Here is a 24,149-nt window from a genome sequence, read left to right as displayed (position 1 = left end):
GGCGCTTTCACTTATGCCGTGCAACCTGCCGCAGCAGCGCCATGAATATTGGGCTGCGCTTTCCACTGGCGCGACCGGTCCGGTTGAGGCCATCCTCCCGTCAAAGCCGGGGATCGATCTTCCGCAAGATCATCCGGGGAACCATCCGGGTCCGCTTATCAGGGAGACAGAGCATCATGACAGCGCCCTTCATCCTCTACGGCAACGTGAATTCCCAGCCGGCGACCCGCGTGGCACTGTTCTTCCGGCTGGCCGGCATCCCGTTCCAGTACCGGCATGTCGATCTTCGCACAGGGCAGCAGAAGTCGCCGGAATACCGGGCGATCAACCGCTTCGGCCGGGTGCCGACGCTGGTGCATGGCGACCATTCGATTTCCGAATCCAGCGTGATCCTGACCTATCTGGCCGAACAGACCGGGCGGTTCGGCGGCCGCGACGACGCCGAGAAGCTGCGCATCGCCGAATGGCTGAGCTGGCTGGCCGACGTGCTTCTGCCGGTCCAGCGGGCGCGGGCCGTGCGCAAGTTCAACGGCGACACCAACGCCCTGCCCTGGCTCGACGCCTCCGCCGCCAGCGGCATGAAGCTGTTCGACGAGCATCTGGCCGGCCACAGCTTCATCCAGAGCGAACGGCTGACCATCGCCGACATCTTCGCCTTTCCCTGGATCGACCTGCTGAACGAATCCGCCATCGAGGCGACGGACTACCCCAACGTCCAGGCCTGGGCCGACCGCATCCGCGCGCAGCCCGGCTACAAGCCGCAGTACGAGTTGATGCCGTCGGCGGATGCGGAGTGCTGAGGCAGGATTCTAGCTCCGCGTGTCGTCGATCACCTTGCCGTCGTTGGGCAGGCTGCCCGGCGGCACGAACTCCACCGCCCCCTTCAGCTTGGTGACCGAGGCCAGCGTTTCGCGGATGGCGGCGGCGAGTTCGTCAGCGGGCTCCTCCGCTTCGCAGCGCAGCGTCATGGTGTCGCTGGCATCCTGGCGCCCGACGACGAGACGGCCGCGGGAAAGCTGGGGATGGCGGCGCAGCACCTCGGCGACCTGTCCGGGATGCACGAACATGCCCTTGACCTTGGTGGTCTGGTCGGCCCGGCCCATCCAGCCCTTCAGCCGCATGTTGGTCCGGCCGCAGGGGCTGGGTCCGGGCAGGACGGCCGACAGGTCGCCGGTGGCGAAGCGGATCAGCGGATAGGCCGGGTTGAAGATGGTCACCACCACCTCGCCCACCTCGCCGTCGGGTACCGGGTCGCCGGTGCCGGGGCGGACGATCTCGACGATGCATCCCTCGTTCACCACCAGACCCGCCCTTGCGGCGGTCTCGTAGGCGACGATGCCGAGGTCGGCGGTGCCGTAACTCTGGAAGACCTGCAGCCCGCGCGCCTCGTAGAAGGCGCGGGCGTCGGGCAGATAGGGACCGCCCGACACGGCGGCGATGCAGATGGAGGAGACGTCGAGCCTCAGCGCGTCGCCCTTCTCCAGGACGATCTTCAGGAAATCGGGCGTGCCGATATAGCCGCGCGGCTTGAGGCTGGCGACGACCTGCGCCTGCATCTCGGTGTTGCCGGTGCCGGCGGGGATGACGGCGCAGCCGATGGCGTGCGCGCCCGTCTCGAACATCGAGCCGGCGGGAGTCAGATGATAGGCGAAGCAGTTGTGGGCGAGGTCGCCGGCGCGGAAGCCGGCGGCGAACAGCGCGCGGGCGCTGCGCCAGGGATCGGCGCCGTAGGGCTCGGGATCGTGGATCGGGCCGGGCGAGGCGAAGACGCGGGCCAGCCGCCCGATCTCCACCGCCGCCAGACCGCCGAAGGGCGGATCGGCCTGCTGCAGCGCGATCAGGTCGGCCTTGCGCGTCACCGGCAGGGTGGCGAGCGAGGCGCGGTCGTGGATCGCCGACGGGTCGATATCGGCCAGCAGCCGGCGGAAATAAGGGGCGGCGTCCCTGGCATGGTGCAGATGGGCGGGCAGCGCCGCGAACTGCTCGGCCTCGCGCCGGTCGGAGGAACGGGTTTCGAGGTCGTCGTAGAAATCGGTCATGGTCGTTCGTCCGTTCAGGGGTCGGCCGAGGTGACGCGGGGGAGGGAGCAGGTGCTGATGCGGGAAAGCGGCGGCAGTCCCCGCCCCCGCCCAGTTCTCGCACAAAGCTGCGCTTTGTGCTGACGCGACAGGCGGACCGAAGGTCCGCTGAGAGCGGGGAGGGTCAGGATGGGGGCGAAAGCCGTGGCGGCATCGGCAGCCGACGCCTCGCCACCCCCGTCAAATCCAGCGCTTGCGCCGCTTGAAGCTCTTGAGATTCTTGAAGCTCTTGCGCTCTTCGTTGCCGCCGCCGAGGTAGAATTCCTTCACGTCCTCGTTGTTGCGCAGCTCTTCGGCGGTGCCGTCCAGCACGACCTTGCCGTTCTCCATGATGTAGCCGCGGGTCGCGGCCTGCAGCGCCATGCGGGCGTTCTGCTCCACCAGAAGGATGGTGACGCCAAGATCCTTGTTGATCTGCTGGACGATGCTGAACACCTCCTTCACCATCAGGGGCGACAGGCCCATGCTGGGCTCGTCCATCAGGATCAGCTTCGGCCGGGCCATCATCGCGCGGCCGATCGCCAGCATCTGCTGCTCGCCGCCGGAGAGGTAGCCGGCAAGGCCGGTGCGCTCCTTCAGGCGGGGGAAATAGCTGAAGACCATGTCCAGGTCGTCCTTCACCCCGCCGTCGCGGCGGGTGTAGGCGCCGAGCCGCAAATTCTCCAGGCAGGTCATGTCGGCGATGATACGCCGCCCCTCCATCACCTGGAAGATGCCCTTGCGGACGATCTGGTCGGGGTCGATGCCGTTGATGCGCTCGCCGGCGAAGGTGATGTCGCCGCGGGTGACCTCGCCGTCCTCGGTCTTCAGCAGGCCGGAGATCGCCTTCAGGGTCGTCGACTTGCCGGCGCCGTTGGCGCCCAGCAGGGCGACGATCTCGCCTTCCGGCACCTCCAGGCTGAGGCCGCGGAGCACGAGGATCACGTCGTTGTAGACGACCTCGATGTTGTTGACGGACAGCATCATCCGCTTCGCAGCCGTGACGGGCGGCATTCCGGCTTGGGCGGGAGCGTTGGTCGAAGCGGCCGTGGCGGTGTTCAGCATGCGGCACCTGGACTGTTCGGAAGAAGGGGGGCGCCCCCGCCGGAGAAGGGCGGAGGCGCCGGGCACTCAGGGACTTACCAGCCCAGCCATTCCGGCTTGCGCGGGACGTCGACGGTGGTCAGCTTCTCCAGCTTGATCGTGCCGGCCTTGACCAGATCGTCCACGCTGCCGCCGGTGTCGCCGCCGACCTTGGCGCGGTAGATGTTGACCGTCGTCATGCCGCGGTGGTCGGCGTCGGTCCAGGTCGAGGGAACGCACACGCCCTCCAGCCCGGCCGGAACCCAATCCTTCTTCTGGTACATCGCCTTGCGGATGTTCGGGCCGGTGACGCCGCCGTTCGCCGCCGCCCAATCCATCGCCTCCTTCATGTAGAAGGCGGTGCAGACGCCGGCCATGTAGTGAACCGGACGATAGGCGGTGCCGGCCGCGTCGGACAGCTTCGAGATGTCCTTCAGCGTCTTCATGCCCGGAACCTCGGCGTTCCAGGTCGCGGCGGTGCGCACCGGGAACACCACGCCGTCGGCGGCGGAACCGGCGGCCTTGGCGGCGTTCTCGTCCATGCCCCAGACATTGCCCATGAACTGCACCTTGGCGCCGACCGTCTGGCAGGCCTTCAGCACCGAGATGTTGGAGCCGGCGGTGTTGCCGAGATAGGCGTAGTTGACGCCGGACTGCTTCAGCGTCAGGCACTGGGCGGTGTAGTCGCCGGGGGTCAGGGCGAACTGCACGGCCGGCAGGACGTCGAAGCCCAGCTCCTTGGCCAGCTGCTCGCCGGCATCCTTCGGCGCGTTGGGATAGGGGTGGTTGGCGCCCATGTGGACGTATTTCGGCTTGCCCTGGCCGCCCTGCGCCTTCCAGTCCTCGGCCGCCCACATCAGCATGCCGCGCAGCGCGTCGGAATAGGACGGGCCGTAGAAGAAGTTGTAGGGCGCCGGCTTGGAGCCGTGCGGGCCCTTGCCGGTCGGATCGGTCAGGTGGCCGGAGTAGGAGCCGGAAAAGGCCGGGATCTCGTCCTTGCCGACGAAGCCGGTCAGCGCCTCGGTGTCGGCGGTGCCCCAACCCTGGAGGGCGGCGATCTTGTTGCTGCCCGACGACCACTTCTTGTACTGGCTGATGGCGCGCGGCGCCTGATAGCCGTAGTCGACGCTGTCGACCGCCAGCTTGGTGCCGTTGATGCCGCCATTGGCGTTGATGTAGGCGAGCGCGTCCGCGACGCCCTGCGCATAGGGCACGCCGACGTCGGAGGTGGCGCCGGACTGGTCCGCCAGATGGCCGACCGGGATGTCGGCATAAGCGGCGGCGGTGGTCGCCAGCAGCAGGGCCGAAGTGGCGAAGAGCGCGGTCTTGATCGACATGGTGCGTTGACTCCCCATTCTGTTCTGTTTGTTGACCGGCAAAGCGTCTGGATCAGTGCGAGAAGGGATAGAGCTTCCAGTAGGCCTTGATCTGTTTCCATCGGTGGGCCAGCCCGTCGGGCTCGAACACCAGGAAGAGGATGATGACGAGGCCGATCGACATCTCGCGCAGGAAGGCGATGTTGTCCTTCAGGTTCAGCGCGGTATCGATGGCGGTGCCGCTGACCATCTTGGTGAGCGCCTGCATTGCCTCCGGCAGGAAGACCATGAAGGCGGTGCCCATCAGCGTGCCCATGATCGAACCCAGCCCGCCGATGATGATCATGCCCAGGAACTGGATCGAGAAGAGGATGGTGAAGCCCTCCACCGACACGAACTGCAGGTAATGGGCGTAGAGGGCGCCGCCGATGCCGGCGTAGAAGGCGGAGATGCCGAAGGACATCGTCCGGTACTTCGTCAGGTTGATGCCCATGATCTCGGCGGACAGGTAGTGGTCGCGCACCGCCACCAGGGCGCGGCCGTCGCGGGTCCGCATCAGGTTGGTGGCCAGGATGAACATCACCACCATCGCCACCAGCACGACGTAGAAATAGCTCTCGTCGGTGTCGAAGGCGAAGCCGAACAGGGTCAGCGGCTCGGCGATGGTGCCGGCGGTGCCGCCGGTGAACCAGTCGGCGCGGGCGAAGAAGTCCTGCAGGATGTATTGCGCCGCCAGCGTGGCGATGGCGAGGTACAGGCCCTTCAGCCGCGCCGCCGGCATGCCGAACAGCAGCCCGACCATGGTGGTGACGAGACCCGCCAGCGGGATGGCCAGCGCCACCGGGACGCCGAGGCTGTTGTTGAGCCAGGCCGAGGCGAAGGCGCCGAAGCCGAAGAAGGCGGAATGGCCGATGGAGATCTGGCCGGTAAAGCCGACCAGGATGTTCAGGCCGAGCGCGGCGATGCCGAGATAGCCGATCTGGATCAGCAGGCTGAGCCAGTAGCGGTCCATGAAGGCCGGACAGGCCAGCAGGAGGAGCACGCCCAGGATCGCGAAGTTGCGGCTGGTCTTGGTCGGGAAGATGGTGGTGTCGGTCCCGTAGGACGTCTTGAAATCACCACTCGGAATGATGCTGACGTTCGCCATGGGGGCCTCACACGCGCTCGATGTCTTTGGTGCCGAACAGGCCGTATGGCTTGATCATCAGGATGGCGATCAGGACGTAGAAGGGCGCGATCTCGTACATGTTGCCCCAGTTCAGCCACTGGCTGTCCAGGTAGTGCGCCATGTTCTCCAGCACGCCGACGATCAGGCCGCCGACCACCGCGCCGATGACGCTGTCGAGACCGCCCAGGATCACCGCCGGGAACACCTTGATGCCGAAGAAGGACAGCGCCGACGACACGCCGTTGACCACGCCCACCGTCACGCCGGCCACCGCCGACACCATGGCCGAGATCGCCCAGCTCATCGCGAACATGTGGCGGACCGAGATGCCGAGCGACTGCGCCACCTGCTGGTCGAAGGCGGTGGCCCGCATGGCGAGGCCGGTCCGCGAATATTTGAAGAACCAGCCGAAGCCCGCCATGATCAGGATCGAGATGACCAGCGACATCACGTAGACGGTCTGCACCTCCAGCCCGAACAGGTTGACGGTGGGGCTGGCGAAGATCGGCGGGAAGGGCTTGGCGAAGACGCCGAACATCCACTTCATCGCCGCCTGGAAGACGATGGAGAGGCCGATCGTCACCATGATGACGGAGATGATCGGCTCGCCGATCATCGGCCTCAGCACGACGATCTGCAGGATGACGCCGAAGGCCAGCATGAAGACAAGCGTGATCGGGAAGCCGATCCAGAAGGGCAGCTGCCAGCTGGTCAGCAGCCACCAGCAGGTCCAGGCGCCGATCAGCAGGAATTCGCCCTGCGCGAAGTTGACGATGCGGCTGGCCTTGTAGATCAGCACGAAGGACATGGCGACCACGCCATACAGCGCGCCGACGATCAGGCCGTTGACGAGAAGCTGAAACAGAAGGGTCATGGCGTGGCCTCTGTCTGTCCCTCTCCCGCCCCGGGAGAGGGGGACCGCGAAGCGGCCGGTTGAGGGGTTATCCAAGGATCAGGGCGCGCAATTCCTGCCGGCGCCCTCACCCTTCCCATGCTTCGCATGGGCCCCTTCCCTCTCCCGGGGTGGGAGAGGGGGTGATTGGCGGTGTGCATCGCGCGCTCCTCACGCCGCAACCGGCTGCCGCGGCGCCGTGGCGGCGGGGACCAGGTCGATGACGGTCAGCGTGGTGCGGATGCGCTGCTTGGTGCCGTCCTGGAAGGCGATCGTGGTGTCCACGTCGATCTTCGGCTGGCCGGCATAGATGCTGTCGATGATGGTACCGTATTTCTCGGCGACGACGCCGCGGCGCACCTTGCGGGTGCGGGTCAGCTCGCCGTCGTCGGCGTCCAGCTCCTTGTAGAGCAGCAGGAACTTGGAAATGCGCTGATACTCGGGAAGCGTCTGGTTCACCCGCTCCACCTCCGCCCGCAGCAGGTCGTAGACCTCTTGCTTGGACGACAGGTCGGAATATGTGGTGAAGGCGATGCGGTTCTTTTCCGCCCATTTCGAAACGATGGAGAAGCGGATGCAGACGATGGCCGACAGGTATTCGCGCTTGTCGCCCAGGATCACCGCCTCGGCCACATAGGGGCTGAACTTCAGCTTGTTCTCGATGTATTGCGGGCTGAAGCGGTCGCCCTTCGCGGTGGTGGCGATGTCCTTGATGCGGTCGATGATGACCAGATGCCCCTTCTTGTCGAAGAAGCCGGCATCGCCGGTGTGCATCCAGCCGTCGCGCATGTCGGCGACGGTCGCCTTCTCGTTCCGGTAATAGCCGGCGAACATGTTGGGGTGGCGGGTGACGATCTCGCCGACGCCGTTGTGGTCGGGGTCGATCACCTTCACCTCGATGCCGTCGTCGAACGGCACGCCCACCGTGTCGAAATCGACGTCGGTGCCGCGATGGACGGTGTAGGCGCCCATCGTCTCGGTCTGGCCGTAGATCTGGCGCAGCGGCACGCCCAGCGCCTGGAAGAACTTGAAGGTGTCGGGGCCGAGCGCCGCGCCGCCGGTCGCCGCCGATTTCAGGTTGGTGAAGCCCAGCCGGTCGCGCAGCGCCTTGAACAGGATCGCGTCGGCCATCGCCGACCGCTGTCCCTTGGCCAGCGCCTCCAGCCCCAGCTTCATGCCGAGTTCGTACATCTTCTGCTTGAAGGGCGAGGCGTCCATCATCCGGGCGCGCACGTCGGCGGCGATGGCCTCCCACAGGCGGGGCGCGAACAGGACGAAGGTCGGTCCGATCTCGCGGAAGTCGTGCATCATCGTCTCGGCTTCCTCGACGAAGTTCACGCGCATCCGCGACACCATGCCCATGCCGACGGCATAGACCTGCTCCATGATCCAGGACAGCGGCAGGACGGAGACATACTCGTCCTCCGGCCCCTTGGGATCGGCGGACAGGTAGCTGGCGACATGGCGGATCAGGCGCCCGGCCGGCAGCATCGCCATCTTCGGATGCGAGGTGGTGCCCGACGTGGTGCAGAGGATGGCGACGTCCTCGCCCTTCGTCTCGGCCACCATGCGGTCGTAGAGGTCCGGCTGCTGCGCCAGCAGCTCCTCGCCCATGCGGACCAGATCGGTGACCGGCATCAGGCGGGGGTCGTGGTATTTGCGCATGCCGCGCGGGTCGGAATAGATGATGTGCTGCAGCGTCGGCAGCCGGTCGGCGAGGTTCAGCAGCTTGTCGACCTGCTCCTCGTCCTCGGCGAACACCACCTTCACGTCGGCATAGGTGATGAGGTAGGCGACCTCCTCGTCCAGCGCGTCGCGGTAGATTCCCAGGCTGTAGCCGCGCAGGGCATGGGTCGCGATCTCGCCCATCACCCAGTCGGGACGGTTGTCGCCGAGCAGGCCGACCACCTCGCCCGGCACGACGCCGAGCTTGGTCATCCCGAGAGCGAAGGCGCGGATGCGGGCATGCACGTCGGCCCAGGTGAAGGTCCGCCAGATGCCGAGATCCTTCTCGCGCATGGCGATGTCGCCGCCATGGTCGCGGGCATGCAACGCCGCCAGCTTCGGCAGGGTGTCGTAGACGGCCAGATCGGGCAGATCGAGTTTCGACATCACGCGACCTCCTTGCGCGGCGGCACGGCCGCGGCGGGAGCCGCCGCCTCTTCCTCGTCGTCCTCGCCCAGATAGGCGCGGCGGACGCGGGGATCGGCCAGGACCTCCTCCGGGCTGCCTTCGGCGATCTTCTTGCCGAATTCGAGAACCATCACCCGGTGCGAGATGTCCATGACCACGCCCATGTCGTGCTCGATCATGACCACGGTCATGCCGAACTCCTCGTTGAGGTCGACGATGTAGCGGGCCATGTCCTCCTTCTCTTCCAGGTTCATGCCGGCCATCGGCTCGTCCAGCAGGATCAGGTCCGGCTTCAGCGCCATGGCGCGGGCCAGTTCCACCCGCTTGCGCAGGCCGTAGGACAGGGTGCCGGCGGTGGCCTTGCGCACATGCTGGATTTCGAGGAAGTCGATGATCTCCTCCACCTCGCGGCGGTGGGCCAGCTCCTCCTTCCGCGCCCCGGTCAGCCAATAGAGCGACCCGGTCAGGAAGTTGTTCCTCAGCAGGTGATGGCGGCCGACCATGATGTTGTCGAGCACCGTCATGTGCCCGAACAGCGCCAGATTCTGGAAAGTGCGCCCGATGCCGAGCGAGGCGCGATGGTTCGGGGTCATCCCCGTCACGTCGCGGCCCTTGAAATAGACCTTGCCGTCCGTCGGCCGGTAGCGGCCGGAGATGCAGTTGACCATCGAGGTCTTGCCGGCCCCGTTCGGGCCGATGATCGAGAACAACTCGCCCTTACGGATGCCGAAACTGACGTCGGTCAGCGCATGGACGCCCCCGAAGCGCAGATTGACGCCCCGAGCCTCGAAGATGGTCTCCGCCTGGGTGGTGGGCGAATTTTGGGCAGGGCCGGGGTGTGGTGCGACGGGCGCGCCTGACATTTCCTCCTCCGTTGCTGTTGGTACCGCTTCTCGGGGTCACGACCCGGCTCTTGGCGACCGGCGAGGTCCATATTGTGGACCGTTTCATAGGCAACTTCCGCACTATATACCGAGTTCCAATCTGTTTTCAACACTGACATTCCGCCAGCGCATGTTTTTTGGCGCGACAAGCCGCCGCTAGGTCCATATTATGGACCCCATGAGCAGTCACGCCAATATCGCCACACCTCCTGCCGCTCCGGGCGCGGCGGGCGGAACCCAAAGCCTGGAACGCGCCATCGCCCTGCTGCGCGCGGTCGCCGACGCGGGCACCGGCGGCGCGCGTCTGGCCGACCTGATGGCCGGGGTCGGGCTGTCGAAGGCGACCGCCCACCGGCTGCTGATGGCGCTGGCGCGCGAGGGGCTGGTGGAGCAGGACGGGCGCAGCAAGCGTTATCACCTGGGGCCGGATCTCGTGGCGCTGGGCGATCTGGCGGCGCTGCGGCACCGCCCGGCCCCGCCCGCCGCATCCCCCGCCGCGTCCCCCTCCCCTGCCCTGCCCCAGCCGCAAGAGGCGGCGGCCGGGGCGCCGCCGGCCCTGATGGTGAGGCCGTCGGCCTTCCTGCGGCCTGAGTATCGCGGCGAGTCCATCGCGCTGGCCGCGCTGTTGTGCGACCGTCATGTCCGCGCCGCCGACGGCGCGCGGGCGGCGCTGCTGCATGAAAGCGTCGCGGGACAGACGACGGAACTCAGCTTCGCCCGCCTCGCCCATGATTCGGCGCGCTTCGCCACCGTGCTGGCCGGCATGGGGGTGGGACAGGGCGACCGGGTGGCGGTGCTGCTGCCCAAGGGGCCGGAACTGCTGATCACGGCATTGGCGATCTGGCGGCTGGGCGGCGTCTACATGCCGCTGTTCACCACCTATACCGCCTCGTCCGTGGCCTACCGGCTGGCCGACAGCGATGCGCGGGCCATCGTCACCAACGGCTTCCTGCGCCGCAAGGTGCCGCGCGACAACAGCCGGCCGGTGGTGACGGTGGAAGGCGACGAGGCCTTCGGCCCCGACGCCGTGCCCTTCTGGTCGTCGCTGCACGAGGCCGCGCCGCTGGCCGATGTGGCGCGCTATCGGGAAGGCGACGCCTTCGCCCTGATCTACACATCCGAATCCGAGCCGACGCCGCTCGGCGTCTCGCTGCCGGTCAAGGCGCTGTCGGGCATCGAGCAGTACATGCGCATCGGCCTGGATCTGCGCGACGACGACATCTACTGGAACATGGCCGATCCCGGCTGGGCCTATGGCGCCTATTACGGGCTGGTCGGGCCGCTGCTGCTGGGACGGACGACGATCTTCTGCGACGGCCCCTACGACGTGCGGCAGGGCTACCGCATGCTGACCAAGTTCGGCGTCACCAACCTGACGGCCGCCCCGTCGCAGATCCGCGCCTGGCACGGCGCCGATCCCGGCGTGTCGCACCAGTTTGCGCTGCGCATCCTGTCGGTGGTGGGCGAGCCGCTGCCGCCCGACCTGATCGCCTGGGCCAACCGGACGGTGAAGGTGCCGCTGCTCGACCAGTATGGCCAGCGCGAGACCGGCATCTTCATCGTCAACCGGTACGATCCCGACGGGATCGGCCGTTACGACTCCGAAGGGCCCGACGGCGGCGAGGCCGCCCAGCCGCCCAGCGCTTCGCTCGGCCGGCCGATGCCGGGCTTCCGCGTCGTCATCCTCGACCCCGACGGCCGCGAGGCGCCGGTGGGCGGCGCCGGCGAGATCGCCATCGACGTCGACCATTCGCCGCTGTTCTGGTTCGAATCCTATGCCAACAACCCGGAGCGGACGGCCCTGCGCTTCCGCCACGGGCGGCGCTATTACCTGACCGGCGACCGCGCCTTCCTGGACGGCGACGGCAACATCCATTACCGCGGCCGGGCGTCGGACGCGATCCAGATGCAGCAGGGCGAATAGGCAGCGGCACCGGTTGTCGGGTATAGATCGCCTTCGGAAATGCGGCGGCGGGCGCCGGGAGAGCGCGAAGGACGGGTATGGAATCCAAGACGAAGAACCGCGAATCCTGGCTTGCCGCCGCCTTCGCGGCGCTGGCCGAAGGCGGCGTCGACAAGGTCCGGGTGGAGGTGCTGGCGAAGGCCCTGAAGGTCACCAAGGGCAGCTTCTACTGGCATTTCCGCGACCGCACCGATTTGATGAACGCCCTGCTCGACAGTTGGAAGCTGGGGCGCATCGCCGCCATCACCGAACAGACCCGGCTGGACGGGCGCGAGCCGGCGCAGCAGCTGCGCGACCTGCTGGCGCTGTATGGCGGCAGCAAGCCGCGCGGCATGGCTATAGAGTTGGCGGTGCGGGACTGGGCCCGGCGCGATCCCGAGGCGGAAAGCGTGATCGCCGAGGTCGACCGCGAGCGCCTTCACAGCGTCGCCGGCCTGTTCGCGGCCTTGGGCCTGCCGCCCGATCAGGCCTTCGCCCGCGCCTATCTGTTCTATGCCTTCGCCTTCGGCCAGGGGCTGCTCGCCCCCGGCGCAGCGGCCGACCGCGCCGAGGTGGTCCGGGCGATCTGCGCCGACGTGCTGGTGCCGGAAGCGCAGGCCTGATTGGCGCCATCGGAGGCGCCACCAGAGGCGCCTCTGGGCGTATGGACCGGCCGCAAAGAGCGGCAGGCTCCAGCGTTCAGCCGCGCAGGGGGCTGCCGTGCAACCCGTCCAGCGGGATGGCGGTGACGCTCTTGACCTCTTCCATCACCGCATAGGTATGGGTTTCCCGCACGCCGCGCGCGGTGGACAGCAGTTCACCCAGGAACAGGCGGTATTCGTTCATGTCGCGCACCCGCGCCTTGACCAGATAGTCGAATCCGCCGGCGACCATGTGGCATTCCATGATCTGCGGCATGCGCAGCACGGTGGCTTTGAAGTCGTCGAAATTGTCGGGCGTGGTGCGGTCCAGCACCACCTCCACGAAGACCAGCATCCCCGCTTCCAGCCGATGCGGGTCGAGCAGCGCGACATAGCGCTGGATGATGCCGTCCGCCTGCAGCCGCTTCACCCGCTCCAGGCAGGCGGCCGGGCTCAGGTTGATGCGGCGGGCCAACTCGACATTGCTGAGGCGTCCATCCTCCTGCAGTTCACGCAGGATCTTGATGTCGGTGGGATCGAGGCTGCGGTCCATCGGCGGCTCGGAATGCTGTTCGGCAGGCCGCCCCGATCTTCGGGCAAAGAACGGAGCCGCCCCGGAACCGACCATAACAGGAACGGCGCAGGCCACGCCACTCCGAAGCCCGTTTAGCGGTGACGCGGCCGGTCAGCCGGCCAGCGGCAGCATCACCATCATGCGCAGCCCGCCGGTCGGGCGGTTTTCGGCGCTGACGCGGCCGCCGAAGGCTTCGATGTTGCGGCGGACGATCCACAGGCCGATGCCGAAATGCGCGGCCCCGGCCTGATGGGCGGCGGCCTCGTCCTCCGGCATGCCGCGGCCGGGCTCGCGGTGGGAGAAGTAGCGCTCGAAGATGCGATCCAGGTTGGCCGGATCGACGCCCGGTCCCTCGTCGTCCACCACCAGCTCGGCCCAGCGGCCGTTGCGGGTCAGGCGGACGCTGACGGTGGAATCGGGCGGCGAGAAGCTGACGGCGTTCTCCACCAGATTTTCGACGATGGTCTCCAGCGTCTCCTCGCTGGCCCGCACGATCAGCCCGGCATCGATGCGCGAGCGCATGTGCAGGCTCTGTTCGGCCAGCAGGCCGGTGTAGCCGCCGGCCATCCGCTCGACCAGAGCCGACAGGTCGACGCGGCGGCGCGCGGGGGCCAGCAGATCGGCCGCCGCCTCGTCCATGCGGCGGGCGAAGGAGACGATGCCGTCCAGCTTGTCCAGCGACTTCTCGATCATGATCAGCGCGCGCTGGCTGCGGGCGTTCTCCGCCGGCAAGGCGCGGCGCAGCGGCTCCACCGACTGGCGGATGACGGCGATCGGCGTCTTGAAGGCGTGGGCGTTGTCCTCCGCCGCACGGCGCAGCGACTGGGCGCTGTCGCGCAGCGTGGAAACGAGCCGGTCGAAATCCTCCGCCACCCCGGCCAGCTCCGGCACGGTGTTGCGCGCGGCGAAGGAGGCGTTGCGGCCTTCCTGGTCGGGCACGTCCTCGCCGCCGACGATGCGGCGGGCGAGATCGCCGAAGCGGTTCAGGTTGCGCCAGATGCCGGCGAGCACGGCCAGCACCAGGGCCGCCATCGCCAGATAGATCGCCGCGGCGGCCTGGACCGCCGGCGTGCTCCAATAGGGACGGCCGATGGAGGAGGAGATGTAGGCCTCGGTCGCATGGCTGGTCACCAGCGCCCAGCAGCCGAAGCTCGTCTTGATCGGGGTGATGGAGGACAGCACCTCCTCCCCGCCTTCGGCATGGGGAACGCGCATCGCCAGCGTGGAGTTGCCGGCGCAGCTCGATCCCAGCCGGTCCAGCACGCCCTGTTCGAGCAGCAGGCGCCGTTCGGCATCGATGTCGGCGGTCGACAGGCTGGGCGCCGCCGCGACATAGAAGAAGGGTTCCGGGCCGGACTTGAGCGCCGCGCTTCCGGTGGCCGCCACGCGCGGCCGCACCAGCAGCTTCAGCCGCGTGCGGTCGTCGCCATAGCGCGCCAGCGCGTTGCTGAGACTGGGGAGAGCCGTGCGGTCGACGCCCAGAAGCTCCGGCTCCAGCGCCCGGGCGATCAGTTCACCCTGGCGCTGGGCGCTTTTCAGCAGGAGTTGCTGCGAGGCTTCGTCGGCGCGCTGGAACTGGTCGTAGAGCAGGACCGGCACGGCGACGAAGACGACGGTGAGCAGCACCAGGCGGCTCGCCATCGAACGCCACAGCCAAAGCAGGCGGGCGGACGCTTGTCTGGGCGCCCGCATCGCGAGGTCACTCGGCAGCAGCGCCATTGATCAGCATGTCCTCGCTCATACCATTGCGCGACCCGGTGTCCAGGCCGTCCTCGTCGCCGCCCTGGGCCGGGTTCTCACCCTTGCCCCAGCGATAGCCGAAGCCCGGATAGTTCTCGATGCAGGCGAAGTTGGCGTCGACCGAACGGAACTTCTGGCGGATGCGCTTGATGAAGGCGCGGACGTTGGCGCGGTAGCCCGACGGGCCGTAGCCGGCGACGAAGCCCTTGCCGTGGACGAGGTCGTAGATCTCGCGGTAGGACACGTCCTCTTCCGGGCGGGTCGACATCAGCTTGACGATGTTGAACTCGGTCAGCGTCAGGTCGATGCGCTTGCCCTTCCAGAAGGCGCGGCTGTTGTCCAGGCGCAGCTCCAGCTCGCCCAGGCGGTGCATGGTGGCGCTGCCGCCGGTCTCCTCCTCCGCCTTGGCGGTGTCGCCCTTGGTGCCGTCCAGGATCAGGCGCATGCGCTTCAGCAGGATCGACAGGCTGCGCGACTTCTCGACGAAGTCCAGCGCGCCGCCGGCCAGCGCCGCCTCTTCATAAATCTGGTCGGACAGGACGGTCAGGAAGATGACCGGGGTGGCGATGCCGCGGGCGCGCATCTGGCGCAGGACGTCGATGCCGTCCAGCTTGGGCATGCGCCAGTCCAGCAGGACGATGTCGACCGACCCGCCGCCGGCGAAGAAGTCGAGCGCCGGCTCGCCGCGGTCGAAGGTGATGACCTCGTAACCCTCGTCGCCGAGGTTGAGGCTGAGCGACTCACGGAACAGATCGTCGTCGTCCACCAGAGCGATGCGGGCAATGGTCGGTTCGGTCATTGCGGACATTCCCTTGTTCGACTCTGCCTTACTGAATCCCGGGGTGGGCAGTGCGCCCGGCGTCAGCGTGAGCGAGGAGTTGGGCGAAGCATCGGTGGTCGGCGTCAGGGACATTTTGGCTGCTCTTCATATCGTAGGAGAGGGCGCGGAAGTCCTGGGACGAGGTCATATCCATGAAGAAGAAGACTTTAAGAGTGCAGTCACCCTTGGAATACCGCCAGATCTTGGCGGGAGGCGCCTCTTCCCTTGCAACAGGGGACCCCAGGAGTTTGAGCGTCTGGACTTCGTCCAGCCCGACAAGACTGTCGGGGTCGGCGTTGGTGGTTGCGGGAGGGTTGGGCGTCTGGCCCGCGGACAGCCCCATGGCAGAGGGGTTTCCCGTCCGGGGATCGATGGCCGCCAGCTGGGCGGCGGTGTTGGCGTCGGTGCCGGCCACCGCCAGATCGCCGTCCGTCACCGGCGGACCCGGCTGCGGCATCGGCAGGTTCGGCGCCGGCGATGCGGCGTCGGCAATCTTGCGGACCGGCTTCTGCCTGGGGACAGGCGGGGAAGCCAGGCGGGCGTTCGGGTTGGCGGCCGACATGTCGGGTCCGCCCCATCCCGGTCCGATCGTGTTGGCCGGGCAGCCGGCCAGCAGCAGGACCGCGGCCAGCAGGCCCGCATGTCGGCCCCGGCCGGCGGCGTAGGCGCCGAACTGCGCCACATCGCGGAGGACTGCCGGCACGGTCATGGGGGCGAGCCTTTCAAACACTTGAGGGACAAACACGAGATGGTCGGCTATAGCGTCAATAACAGGATACCGGTCATTTCCATCTAACCGCAAAGTTCACTTCGCGTCTGGGTTGGAGTTGACCGCGTCTGATGACCATAAACTCAGTCCATCCTGGTTAATGGCGCGTTAAAGCCACAGCGGATACCCCCATTTTGCGATAGCCTACCAATATTTTGCGAAGTTTCGTTTGAATTTCGAGCGAATGCAGCGGAACGCTCCCCGCGCTTTTTACGCAAGTGGTAATCAATTTGGTTAGATCCATTTTACATCGACCACGTCGTGAAGCGCCAAAGAGGGGCGACAGGACGTGACAGGAATAAGGCAGGAGGATGGCCGGGTTCGGACGGGAGTGAGGCCGCCGGGGGCCGAAGCCCAAAAAACAATCGGCGGCGGAGCCACCCGGGTATGGCTCCGCCGCCGCTCAGCCGGACGGGCAACAGGTCATGTGACGGCGCGCATGTCGGCGGCCGCAGGGTGTTGCCTCTGGAACTCCAGCCGTGGTTCCGGCCGGCGGTCAAGCCGGTCGGCATCGTGGGAACAATGCATTTTCGGCACCATCCTTCACGACCGCCATCATGCGCCGGACGGACGGCGCGGTCAAGTTCGCTTCACGTACAATTTAGTGGCTCTATTATACCGCCGGTGTGGGCAGGGCTTCCCGAACCCCGTTGGCGGGCTCCCGGCCGGCTGACCCGGTCAGTCCGCCCCCAGCAGCTCGTCCCGGCGCAGGCCGGGCGCCTTCGCCATCGGCACCGTCTGCGGCGGTTCCACCCCGGGCAGGCGCCAGTCGACCGGCGGCGCCGAGCCCGGGGTCGGCCGATACTGGTCCAGCACCGCCAGCAGGGTCAGCAGCGCCAGGGCCAGCGCCGCCGCCAGCAGCCGGCGGTCCACCCCGGACGGCGGGGCTTTCCCGCCGGCGGGTCCGGTGTCGTCGCGATCCGGCAGGGCCATGCTGCGTCCTCCCCTTCCCGTCGGGCCTCTTTCGACCGGCCTCTTGTGCCGCGATCAGCTTGAACCATGCGGCCGTCCGTCACAACAGGCGCCGCTCACGAAAGGCTCTCCGCAATCTCGCGCTGCATCGCGGCGTCCTGCGACGGCCGCTCCACCCAGGCGATCCGCAGCGTGTTGGTGTTGCCCGGAACCCCGAAGGGCACGCCGGCGGTGATGACGACGCGCTGGCCTTCCTGGGCAAGCCCGCTGGCATGGGCATAGCGGACGGCCTTCTGCACCATCCCGGCGAAGGTGCCGACATCGTGCGCATGGAGGCTGTGAACGCCGTAGGCGAGCTGCATGCGGCGCGCCGTATCCAGCTTCGTCGTCAGGCAAAGGACCGGCACTTCCGGCCTTTCCCGGCTGGCGCGCAGGGTCGTCAGGCCGGAGGTGGTGTAGGTCACGATCGCCGCCGCATGGATCGTCCTGGCAACCTGGTCGGCCGCCGCGGTGATGGCGTCGGCGGAGGTATCCTGCAGGCCCGGATGCTGGGATTCGACGATCCTGCGGTAAAGCGGGTCGGCTTCGACGCGCTGCGTGATGCGGTCCATGATCGACACCGCTTCCACCGGATACTCGCCCGACGCGGTTTCGGCCGACAGCATGACGGCGTCGGCGCCGTCATAGACCGCCGTCGCCACGTCCGACGCCTCGGCACGGGTCGGCGCCGGGGCGCCCACCATCGATTCCAGCATCTGGGTGGCGACGATCACCGGCTTGCCGGCAAGACGGGCTTCGCCAACGATCCGCTTCTGAAGGACCGGGACATCCTCCGGCGGCATCTCGACGCCGAGATCGCCGCGCGCGACCATCACGCCGTCCGACAATTCGACGATCAGTTCGAGATGCTCGATCGCCTGCGGCTTTTCCAACTTCGACAGCAGCGCGGCACGCCCGCCGATCAGCCGGCGCGCCTCGGCCAGATCCTCCGGCCGCTGCACGAAGCTGAGCGCGATCCAATCCACCTGCTGCTCCAATGCGAAATTCAGATCCAGGCGGTCCTTCGGGGTCAGCGGCGACAGCGGCAGCACGACGCCCGGCACGTTCACCCCCTTGCGATCCGACAGGCCGGTGCCGCTGACCACGACCGTATCGGCGTGATCGGACCCGCAGGTGGTGACGCCGAGCCGAACCCGCCCGTCGTCGAGCAGAAGCTCGGCGCCCGGATGGAGGGCGGCGAAGACCTCCGGATGCGGCATGCCGACACGCGTCCCGTCACCCGGTTCGGGCGACAGGTCCAGCCGCAGCGCCTGTCCCGGGCTGAGGGAGATCGACCCGTCACGGAAGGTGGCGAGCCGCAGCTTCGGTCCCTGCAGGTCGGCCATGATCGCGATGGGGCGGTCGAATTCCTGCTCGATCCCGCGGATCGCCCGCAGCCGCTCGCCATGGTCCGCCTGGCTGCCGTGGCTGAAATTCAGGCGGAAGACGTCGACCCCGGCGACGAACAGCTCGCGGATGCGCTCCGGCGTCGAACTGGACGGTCCCAGGGTCGCCACGATCTTGGTCTTGCGCCGGCGCGGCGGAAGGGATGACGGGCTGCTGTGGAGAGTGGCCATGGTCGGTTGCTCCTGTAAAAGGGGCGTGGCGGAATGCGGCACGGCACGTAGGCGGCGTCATCGCCGGGACGGCGGCGCGTTTCCCGGGCGAAGCCGGCGGCCAAGCCTGGATCCCCGCCTGAGCGCATGGGCGCCGACTTACAGATTTGATGCCCCCCGAAGCCAAGAACATCCCATATCGACGGTCATCCCGGCGAAGGCGGCGATGGCGGACAGAATGGTGCGGGGCCATCGGGAAACGCACACAGTCCCGCAAGTTTGCACCTGTGCGCCTGCGCGGCTTTCCAATCCTTCCGCGCCCGCGGGCCATCCCGTCGATACCCTGTCGCAAAACAGCCCGATGGAGACCGGAACCGCCGTTCAGTCAGCCCCGCTGACCTTCTCGCGACGCCATTTTCCAGGGTTTCCACGGATTTGCCGGCGGAAGGCCGATTGCTCCGAATCGATTCGGCTTGCCTGCGCCCGCAAGCCCGCCGCGACCACCGGGAGATGCGGCGGAAGGGCGCTGTGCGCCTTTGCCGCGGTGGCGATGATGACAGGGAGGTGGCGGGAATGTGAACGGGCTATTGATAAATTCGGCGAACATGTCACCAGGTTATGAGAATCTTTGGAGAAATAACCCGAAAGGGGTGCGGATCGCCGGTTGGTCAGAAATCCTGCCGTTTATTAGCCGTCGAATTGTCGAAACGGGTTTGGTACTACCAATCCAAAGAATACCCGAGAGGAGACATCCACCATCATGCGGACGGCGACGAAGGATCTGGCGGGCGACTTGCGGCAGCAACTGGCCGAACTGGTGCGCAGCCGGGTTCCGAACGCGCGGGCGGAGCGCTTCGTCAAGCGCTTCTACGCCAACGTGCCCCCCGACGACCTGCTGCGCGGCACGCCGGAGCAGCTTTACGGCGCCGCCCTGGCGATGTGGCAATGGGCGCAGCAGCGCACGCCCGGCAAGCCCAAGGTCCGGGTCTATGCGCCGCGGCTCGACGAGCATGGCTGGCAGGCCGAGCGCTCGGTGGTGGAGATCGTCAACGACGACATGCCCTTCCTGGTCGATTCCGTCACGGCGGAGCTGAACCGGCAGGGCGTCACCGTCCACCTCGTCATCCACCCGGTCACCCGCGTCGTCCGCGACGCCGAGGGCCGCATCGTCGAACTCCTCGAACCGGGTGAAGAGCGCGAGGGCGCGCGCGACGAATCCTTCATGCACTGCTCCATCGACCCGCTGTCGGATCCGGACGCCCAGGCCCGCCTGCGCGAGGGGATCGAACGGGTGCTGGCCGATGTCCGCGCCGCGGTGGAGGACTGGAACCCGATGCGCGCGCGCGTCCGCGCCGCGCGCGACGACATCGCCCACGCCCCCGACGCCGAGGAATCCAGGGAAGCCGCCGACTTCCTGACTTGGATCGACGACGGCAACATGACCCTGCTGGGCAGCCGCCTCTACACCGCCGCCATCGGCGGCGACGGGCGCGAACCCTGGCTGGAGCTGGTCGATGGCAGCGGGCTGGGCGTGCTGCGCGACCCGGAAATCACCGTCTTCGACGAACACGGCCACGCCGCCGTGCTGCCCGCCGAAATCCGCGCCTTCCTGCACCAGCCGCGCGCCCTGCTGGTGACCAAGGGCACCCGCAAGGCAACCGTCCACCGCTCGGTTCCGCTGGACGCCATTCTGGTCAAGCGCTTCGACGGCCAGGGCAATGTCCTGGGCATCACGCTGACGGTCGGCCTGTTCACCTCCGTCGCCTACAACCGCAGCCCGCGCGAGATCCCGTTCCTGCGCCGCAAGGTCGCCCGCGTCATGGGCCGCGCCGGCTTCGATCCGTCGGGCCATGACGGCAAGGCGCTGCTGAACATCCTGGAGACCTACCCGCGCGACGAGCTGTTCCAGACCCCGTCCGACGAGCTGTTCGAGACGGCGGTCGGCATCCTGCACCTGCAGGAACGCCAGCGGCTGGCCCTGTTCGTCCGCCGCGATCCGTTCGAACGCTTCGTCTCCGCCCTGGTCTTCGTGCCGCGCGACCGCTACGACACGGCGCTCCGCCGCAAGATCCAGGGCGTGCTGGAGACGGCCTTCCACGGCAGCTGCGCCTCCTACTTCACCCAGCTGTCGGACAGCGCGCTCGCCCGCCTGCACCTGATGGTGAAGACGGAGCCGGGCAAAATCCCGCCGGTCGACATCAGCGAGATCGAGGCGCGGCTGGTCCAGGTCTCCCGCAGCTGGGCCGACCGGCTGCGCGACGCCCTGGTCGAGGCGCATGGCGAGGAGATCGGCAACGCCCGCCTGCGCCGCTATGCCGACGCCTTCCCGGCCGGCTACCGCGAGACCTTCACGGCGGAAACCGCGGTGCACGACATCGACCGCATCGAACGCGCGCTCTCCGAACAGCGCCTCGGCATCGTGCTGTTCCACCCGCTGGAGGCGGACGGCGACGAGCTGCACGTCAAGATCTACCACCAGGGCCGGCCGGTGCCGCTGTCCGACGTGCTGCCGATGCTGGAGCACATGGACCTGAAGGTCATCACCGAGCAGCCCTACGAGGTCCGCCCGGCCGGCGGCGCCCACTCGGTCTGGATCCACGACTTCTCCGCCCGCACCCAGACCGGCCAGCCGGTGGATTGCGTCAAGGTCAAGCAGACCTTCCAGGAGGCCTTCGCCGACGTCTGGGACGGCCGGATGGAGGATGACGGCTTCAACCGTCTGGTGCTGCGCGCCGGGCTGGCGGGCCGCGAGGTCACGGTGCTGCGCGCCTATGCCAAGTACCTGAAACAGGCCCGCTTCGCCTACGCCCAGGATACCATCGAGGCGACGCTGTCCGGCCATCCGCAGATCGCCCGCCTGCTGTCCCGTCTCTTCGCCGCCCGCTTCGATCCGGCCAATCCCGCGGACGAGGCGCCCGTCCTGAAGCAGATCGACGACGCGCTGGACGCCGTCACCAACCTGGACGACGACCGCATCCTGCGCCGCTTCGCCAACCTGATCCGCGCCACGCTGCGCACCAACGCCTATCAGACCGCCGCCGACGGCACGGCGAAGCCGCATCTGTCCTTCAAACTGGACAGCGGGTCGATCGAAGAGCTGCCGCTGCCCCGCCCGTGGGTGGAGGTGTTCGTCTACAGCCCGCGCATGGAAGGCGTCCATCTGCGCGGCGGCAAGGTCGCCCGCGGCGGCATCCGCTGGTCCGACCGGCGCGAGGATTTCCGCACCGAGATCCTCGGGCTGATGAAGGCGCAGATGGTGAAGAACACCGTCATCGTGCCGGTGGGTTCCAAGGGCGGCTTCGTCGTCAAGCGGCCCCCGCCCCCCGGCGCCGGCCGCGAGGCGGCGCTCGCCGAAGGGATCGAGTGCTACAAGACCCTGATGCGCGGCCTGCTGGACATCACCGACAATCTGGCCGCCGACGGCTCCGTCGTGCCGCCGAAGGACGTGGTGCGCCACGACGCCGACGATCCCTATCTGGTGGTCGCCGCCGACAAGGGCACGGCCACCTTCTCCGACATCGCCAACGGGGTGTCGGTCGATCACGGCTTCTGGCTGGGCGACGCCTTCGCGTCGGGCGGCTCGGCCGGCTACGACCACAAGGCGATGGGCATCACCGCCCGCGGCGCCTGGGAATCGGTGAAGCGCCATTTCCGCGAGATGGGCACCGACATCCAGACCACCGACTTCACCGTGGTCGGCGTCGGCGACATGTCGGGCGACGTGTTCGGCAACGGCATGCTGCTGTCGAAACACATCCGCCTGCTGGCCGCCTTCGACCACCGTCACATCTTCCTCGATCCCGATCCCGACGCCGAAACCAGCTGGGAGGAACGCAAACGGCTGTTCGCCCTGCCCCGCTCCTCCTGGGCGGACTACGACCGCAGCCGGATGTCCAGCGGCGCCATGATCATCGAGCGCAGCGCCAAGACGGTCGAGCTGTCGCCGGAGGTCCGCGCCCGCTTCGGCATCGAGCAGACCCACCTGTCGCCGACCGAGCTGATGCGCCGCCTGCTGACGGCGGAGGTCGATCTGCTGTGGTTCGGCGGCATCGGCACCTACATCAAGGCATCGACGGAGACAAATGCCGAGGCCGGCGACAAGGCCAACGACGCGCTGCGCGTCGACGGCGGCCAGATCCGCGCCAGGGTGATCGGCGAAGGCGCCAATCTGGGCGTCACACAGCGCGGCCGCATCGAAGCGGCGCAGAAGGGCCGCGACGGCAAGGGCGTGCGGCTGAACACCGACGCCATCGACAATTCGGCCGGCGTCGACACCTCCGACCATGAGGTGAACATCAAGATCCTGCTGGGCGACGTCATGGCGCGGGGCGACATGACGCTGAAGCAGCGCGACACCCTGCTGTCGGCGATGACCGACGAGGTGGCCGGTCTGGTTCTGGCCGACAACTACCGGCAGACCGGCGCGCTGACCCTCGCCGAGGCGCAAGGCGCCACCCTGCTGGAGGCGCAGGGCCGCTTCATCCGCAACCTGGAGCGCAGCGGCCGGCTGAACCGCGCCATCGAGTATCTGCCGACCGACGAGGAGCTGGCCCAGCGCATGGCCGAGCGGCGCGGCCTGACCCGGCCGGAGCTGGCGGTGCTGCTGGCCTACGCCAAGATCACGCTGTACGACGACCTGCTGGCGTCCGAGCTGCCGGACGATCCGGCGACGGTCGAGGATCTGCTGCGCTACTTCCCGCAGCCGCTGCGCGACGGCCACCGCGAGGCGATCTTCCGCCACCGCCTGCGCCGCGAGATCATCGCCTCCGCCGTCACCAACAGCCTGGTCAACCGCGTCGGCCCGACCTTCGTCCGCGACATGGTGGAGAAGACCGGCCTCGGCCCGGCGGACGTCGCCCGCGCCTATGCCATCACCCGCGACGTGTTCCAGCTTCGCCCGCTGTGGGATGCCATCGACGGTCTGGACAATACCGTCCCGGCCGCCCTGCAGACCACGCTGATGCTGGAGACGGTCCGTCTGATGGACCGCGCGGTCGCCTGGTTCCTGGCGCACAGCCCGCATCCGCTGGATCTGGGCCGGGAGTCCGCCGCCTTCCGTCCGGGCGTGGAAACCCTGGCCGCCGGGCTGGACCGCGTCCTGGATGCCGAGGAATCCTCCCGCCTCGCCGCCCGCGTCGCCGATGCCACCGCACAGGGCGTGCCGGAGGATCTGGCCCGTCGGGTCGCCGCCTTGCCGGTGCTGGCCGCCGCCCCGGATCTGGTGCGGATCGCCGAGCGCACCGGCCGCGCGGTGGAAGGCGTCGCCTCGGTCTATTTCGGGCTGGGCCGCCGCTTCGGCCTGGAATGGCTGCGCGATCGCGCCGACGGCGCCAAGGTCGACAACCACTGGCAGCGTCAGGCGGTCGCCGCGATCATCGACGACCTGTTCGCCCACCAGAGCGCGCTGACCGTGCGCGTGCTGGAAAGCGAGGGCGACGAGTCCGCCGCGGTCGATGCCTGGATCGCCAGCCGCAGTCTGGTGGTGGATCGCGTCGAGCAATTGCTTGCCGAGCTGCGGGCCCAGCCGGCGGTCGACCTCGCCATGCTGGCGGTCGCCAACCGGCAGCTGCGCGGCCTGATCGCGGGATGACCCGGCGGCAGGGCCAAACGGGATAGGAGACGC

The 24,149-nt window shown here is 67.8% G+C and carries 17 protein-coding genes; 4 read left to right on the top strand and 13 right to left on the bottom strand.

Annotated elements, in window-relative coordinates:
- Window positions 1–176 precede the first annotated feature (176 nt).
- Window positions 177–800: a glutathione S-transferase family protein gene (locus tag DM194_RS15595; protein WP_111068463.1), complete on the top strand. Its 624-nt coding sequence runs from the start codon at window positions 177–179 to the stop codon at window positions 798–800.
- A 9-nt stretch (window positions 801–809) separates the two neighbouring features.
- Here the strand turns inward: DM194_RS15595 and DM194_RS15590 are convergent, their stop codons facing one another.
- The 7 genes from DM194_RS15590 to DM194_RS15560 form a co-directional block, all read right to left on the bottom strand.
- Entirely contained in the window at window positions 810–2,039 is a 1,230-nt protein-coding gene (locus DM194_RS15590) for a phenylacetate--CoA ligase family protein (protein WP_111068462.1), read from the bottom strand.
- A 219-nt stretch (window positions 2,040–2,258) separates the two neighbouring features.
- Window positions 2,259–3,071 (bottom strand): ABC transporter ATP-binding protein, encoded by an 813-nt coding sequence (locus DM194_RS15585; RefSeq protein ID WP_111068703.1) that lies wholly within the window; start codon window positions 3,069–3,071, stop codon window positions 2,259–2,261.
- 125 nt (window positions 3,072–3,196) lie between these two features.
- Window positions 3,197–4,477, bottom strand: coding sequence for an ABC transporter substrate-binding protein (locus DM194_RS15580; RefSeq protein ID WP_111068461.1), 1,281 nt, complete (start codon window positions 4,475–4,477; stop codon window positions 3,197–3,199).
- Window positions 4,478–4,529: 52 nt separating this feature from the next.
- Window positions 4,530–5,603, bottom strand: a complete 1,074-nt coding sequence (locus DM194_RS15575) for a branched-chain amino acid ABC transporter permease (protein WP_111068460.1) — start codon at window positions 5,601–5,603, stop codon at window positions 4,530–4,532.
- A gap of 7 nt (window positions 5,604–5,610) precedes the next feature.
- Window positions 5,611–6,498: a branched-chain amino acid ABC transporter permease gene (locus tag DM194_RS15570; RefSeq protein ID WP_111068459.1), complete on the bottom strand. Its 888-nt coding sequence runs from the start codon at window positions 6,496–6,498 to the stop codon at window positions 5,611–5,613.
- A 189-nt stretch (window positions 6,499–6,687) separates the two neighbouring features.
- Entirely contained in the window at window positions 6,688–8,628 is a 1,941-nt protein-coding gene (locus tag DM194_RS15565; RefSeq protein WP_111068458.1) for a long-chain fatty acid--CoA ligase, read from the bottom strand.
- Window positions 8,628–9,512, bottom strand: a complete 885-nt coding sequence (locus tag DM194_RS15560; RefSeq protein ID WP_246024348.1) for an ABC transporter ATP-binding protein — start codon at window positions 9,510–9,512, stop codon at window positions 8,628–8,630. Before DM194_RS15560 ends, DM194_RS15565 begins: the two co-directional genes overlap by 1 nt.
- Window positions 9,513–9,711: 199 nt before the next feature.
- On the opposite strand from DM194_RS15560, the gene DM194_RS15555 reads away from it, so the two are divergent.
- Together DM194_RS15555 and DM194_RS15550 are read left to right on the top strand one after the other, a co-directional pair.
- Window positions 9,712–11,457 (top strand): AMP-binding protein, encoded by a 1,746-nt coding sequence (locus DM194_RS15555; RefSeq protein WP_246024347.1) that lies wholly within the window; start codon window positions 9,712–9,714, stop codon window positions 11,455–11,457.
- A 77-nt stretch (window positions 11,458–11,534) separates the two neighbouring features.
- The gene (locus tag DM194_RS15550; protein ID WP_111068456.1) at window positions 11,535–12,098 is read left to right on the top strand and encodes a TetR/AcrR family transcriptional regulator; all 564 of its coding nucleotides are present in this window, start codon (window positions 11,535–11,537) and stop codon (window positions 12,096–12,098) included.
- A 76-nt stretch (window positions 12,099–12,174) separates the two neighbouring features.
- On the opposite strand, the gene DM194_RS15545 is transcribed toward DM194_RS15550, so the two are convergent.
- From DM194_RS15545 to pyk, 6 genes are all read right to left on the bottom strand, one after another.
- Window positions 12,175–12,669: a winged helix-turn-helix transcriptional regulator gene (locus DM194_RS15545; RefSeq protein WP_111068455.1), complete on the bottom strand. Its 495-nt coding sequence runs from the start codon at window positions 12,667–12,669 to the stop codon at window positions 12,175–12,177.
- Between the two features lie 132 nt (window positions 12,670–12,801).
- A complete protein-coding gene (locus DM194_RS15540; RefSeq protein WP_246024346.1) occupies window positions 12,802–14,331 on the bottom strand; it encodes a sensor histidine kinase in 1,530 nt (509 codons plus the stop codon).
- Window positions 14,332–14,389: 58 nt separating this feature from the next.
- Entirely contained in the window at window positions 14,390–15,229 is an 840-nt protein-coding gene (locus tag DM194_RS15535) for a response regulator transcription factor (RefSeq protein ID WP_111068453.1), read from the bottom strand.
- A 28-nt stretch (window positions 15,230–15,257) separates the two neighbouring features.
- Window positions 15,258–15,959 (bottom strand): hypothetical protein, encoded by a 702-nt coding sequence (locus DM194_RS15530; protein WP_111068452.1) that lies wholly within the window; start codon window positions 15,957–15,959, stop codon window positions 15,258–15,260.
- 738 nt (window positions 15,960–16,697) lie between these two features.
- On the bottom strand, window positions 16,698–16,952 hold the full coding sequence (locus DM194_RS15525; protein ID WP_176581437.1) for a hypothetical protein: 255 nt from the start codon (window positions 16,950–16,952) through the stop codon (window positions 16,698–16,700).
- A gap of 95 nt (window positions 16,953–17,047) precedes the next feature.
- Window positions 17,048–18,547, bottom strand: coding sequence for a pyruvate kinase (gene pyk, locus DM194_RS15520; RefSeq protein WP_111068451.1), 1,500 nt, complete (start codon window positions 18,545–18,547; stop codon window positions 17,048–17,050).
- Between the two features lie 739 nt (window positions 18,548–19,286).
- Between pyk and DM194_RS15515 the strand changes: the two genes are divergently transcribed.
- Window positions 19,287–24,116, top strand: a complete 4,830-nt coding sequence (locus DM194_RS15515; protein ID WP_111068450.1) for an NAD-glutamate dehydrogenase — start codon at window positions 19,287–19,289, stop codon at window positions 24,114–24,116.
- The last annotated feature ends 33 nt before the right edge of the window (window positions 24,117–24,149 follow it).

Origin of the sequence: Azospirillum ramasamyi (assembly GCF_003233655.1) — a bacterium.
In the GTDB taxonomy this organism is placed as follows: Bacteria; Pseudomonadota; Alphaproteobacteria; order Azospirillales; family Azospirillaceae; genus Azospirillum; species Azospirillum ramasamyi.
This window is presented reverse-complemented; position numbering and strand designations above follow the sequence as displayed.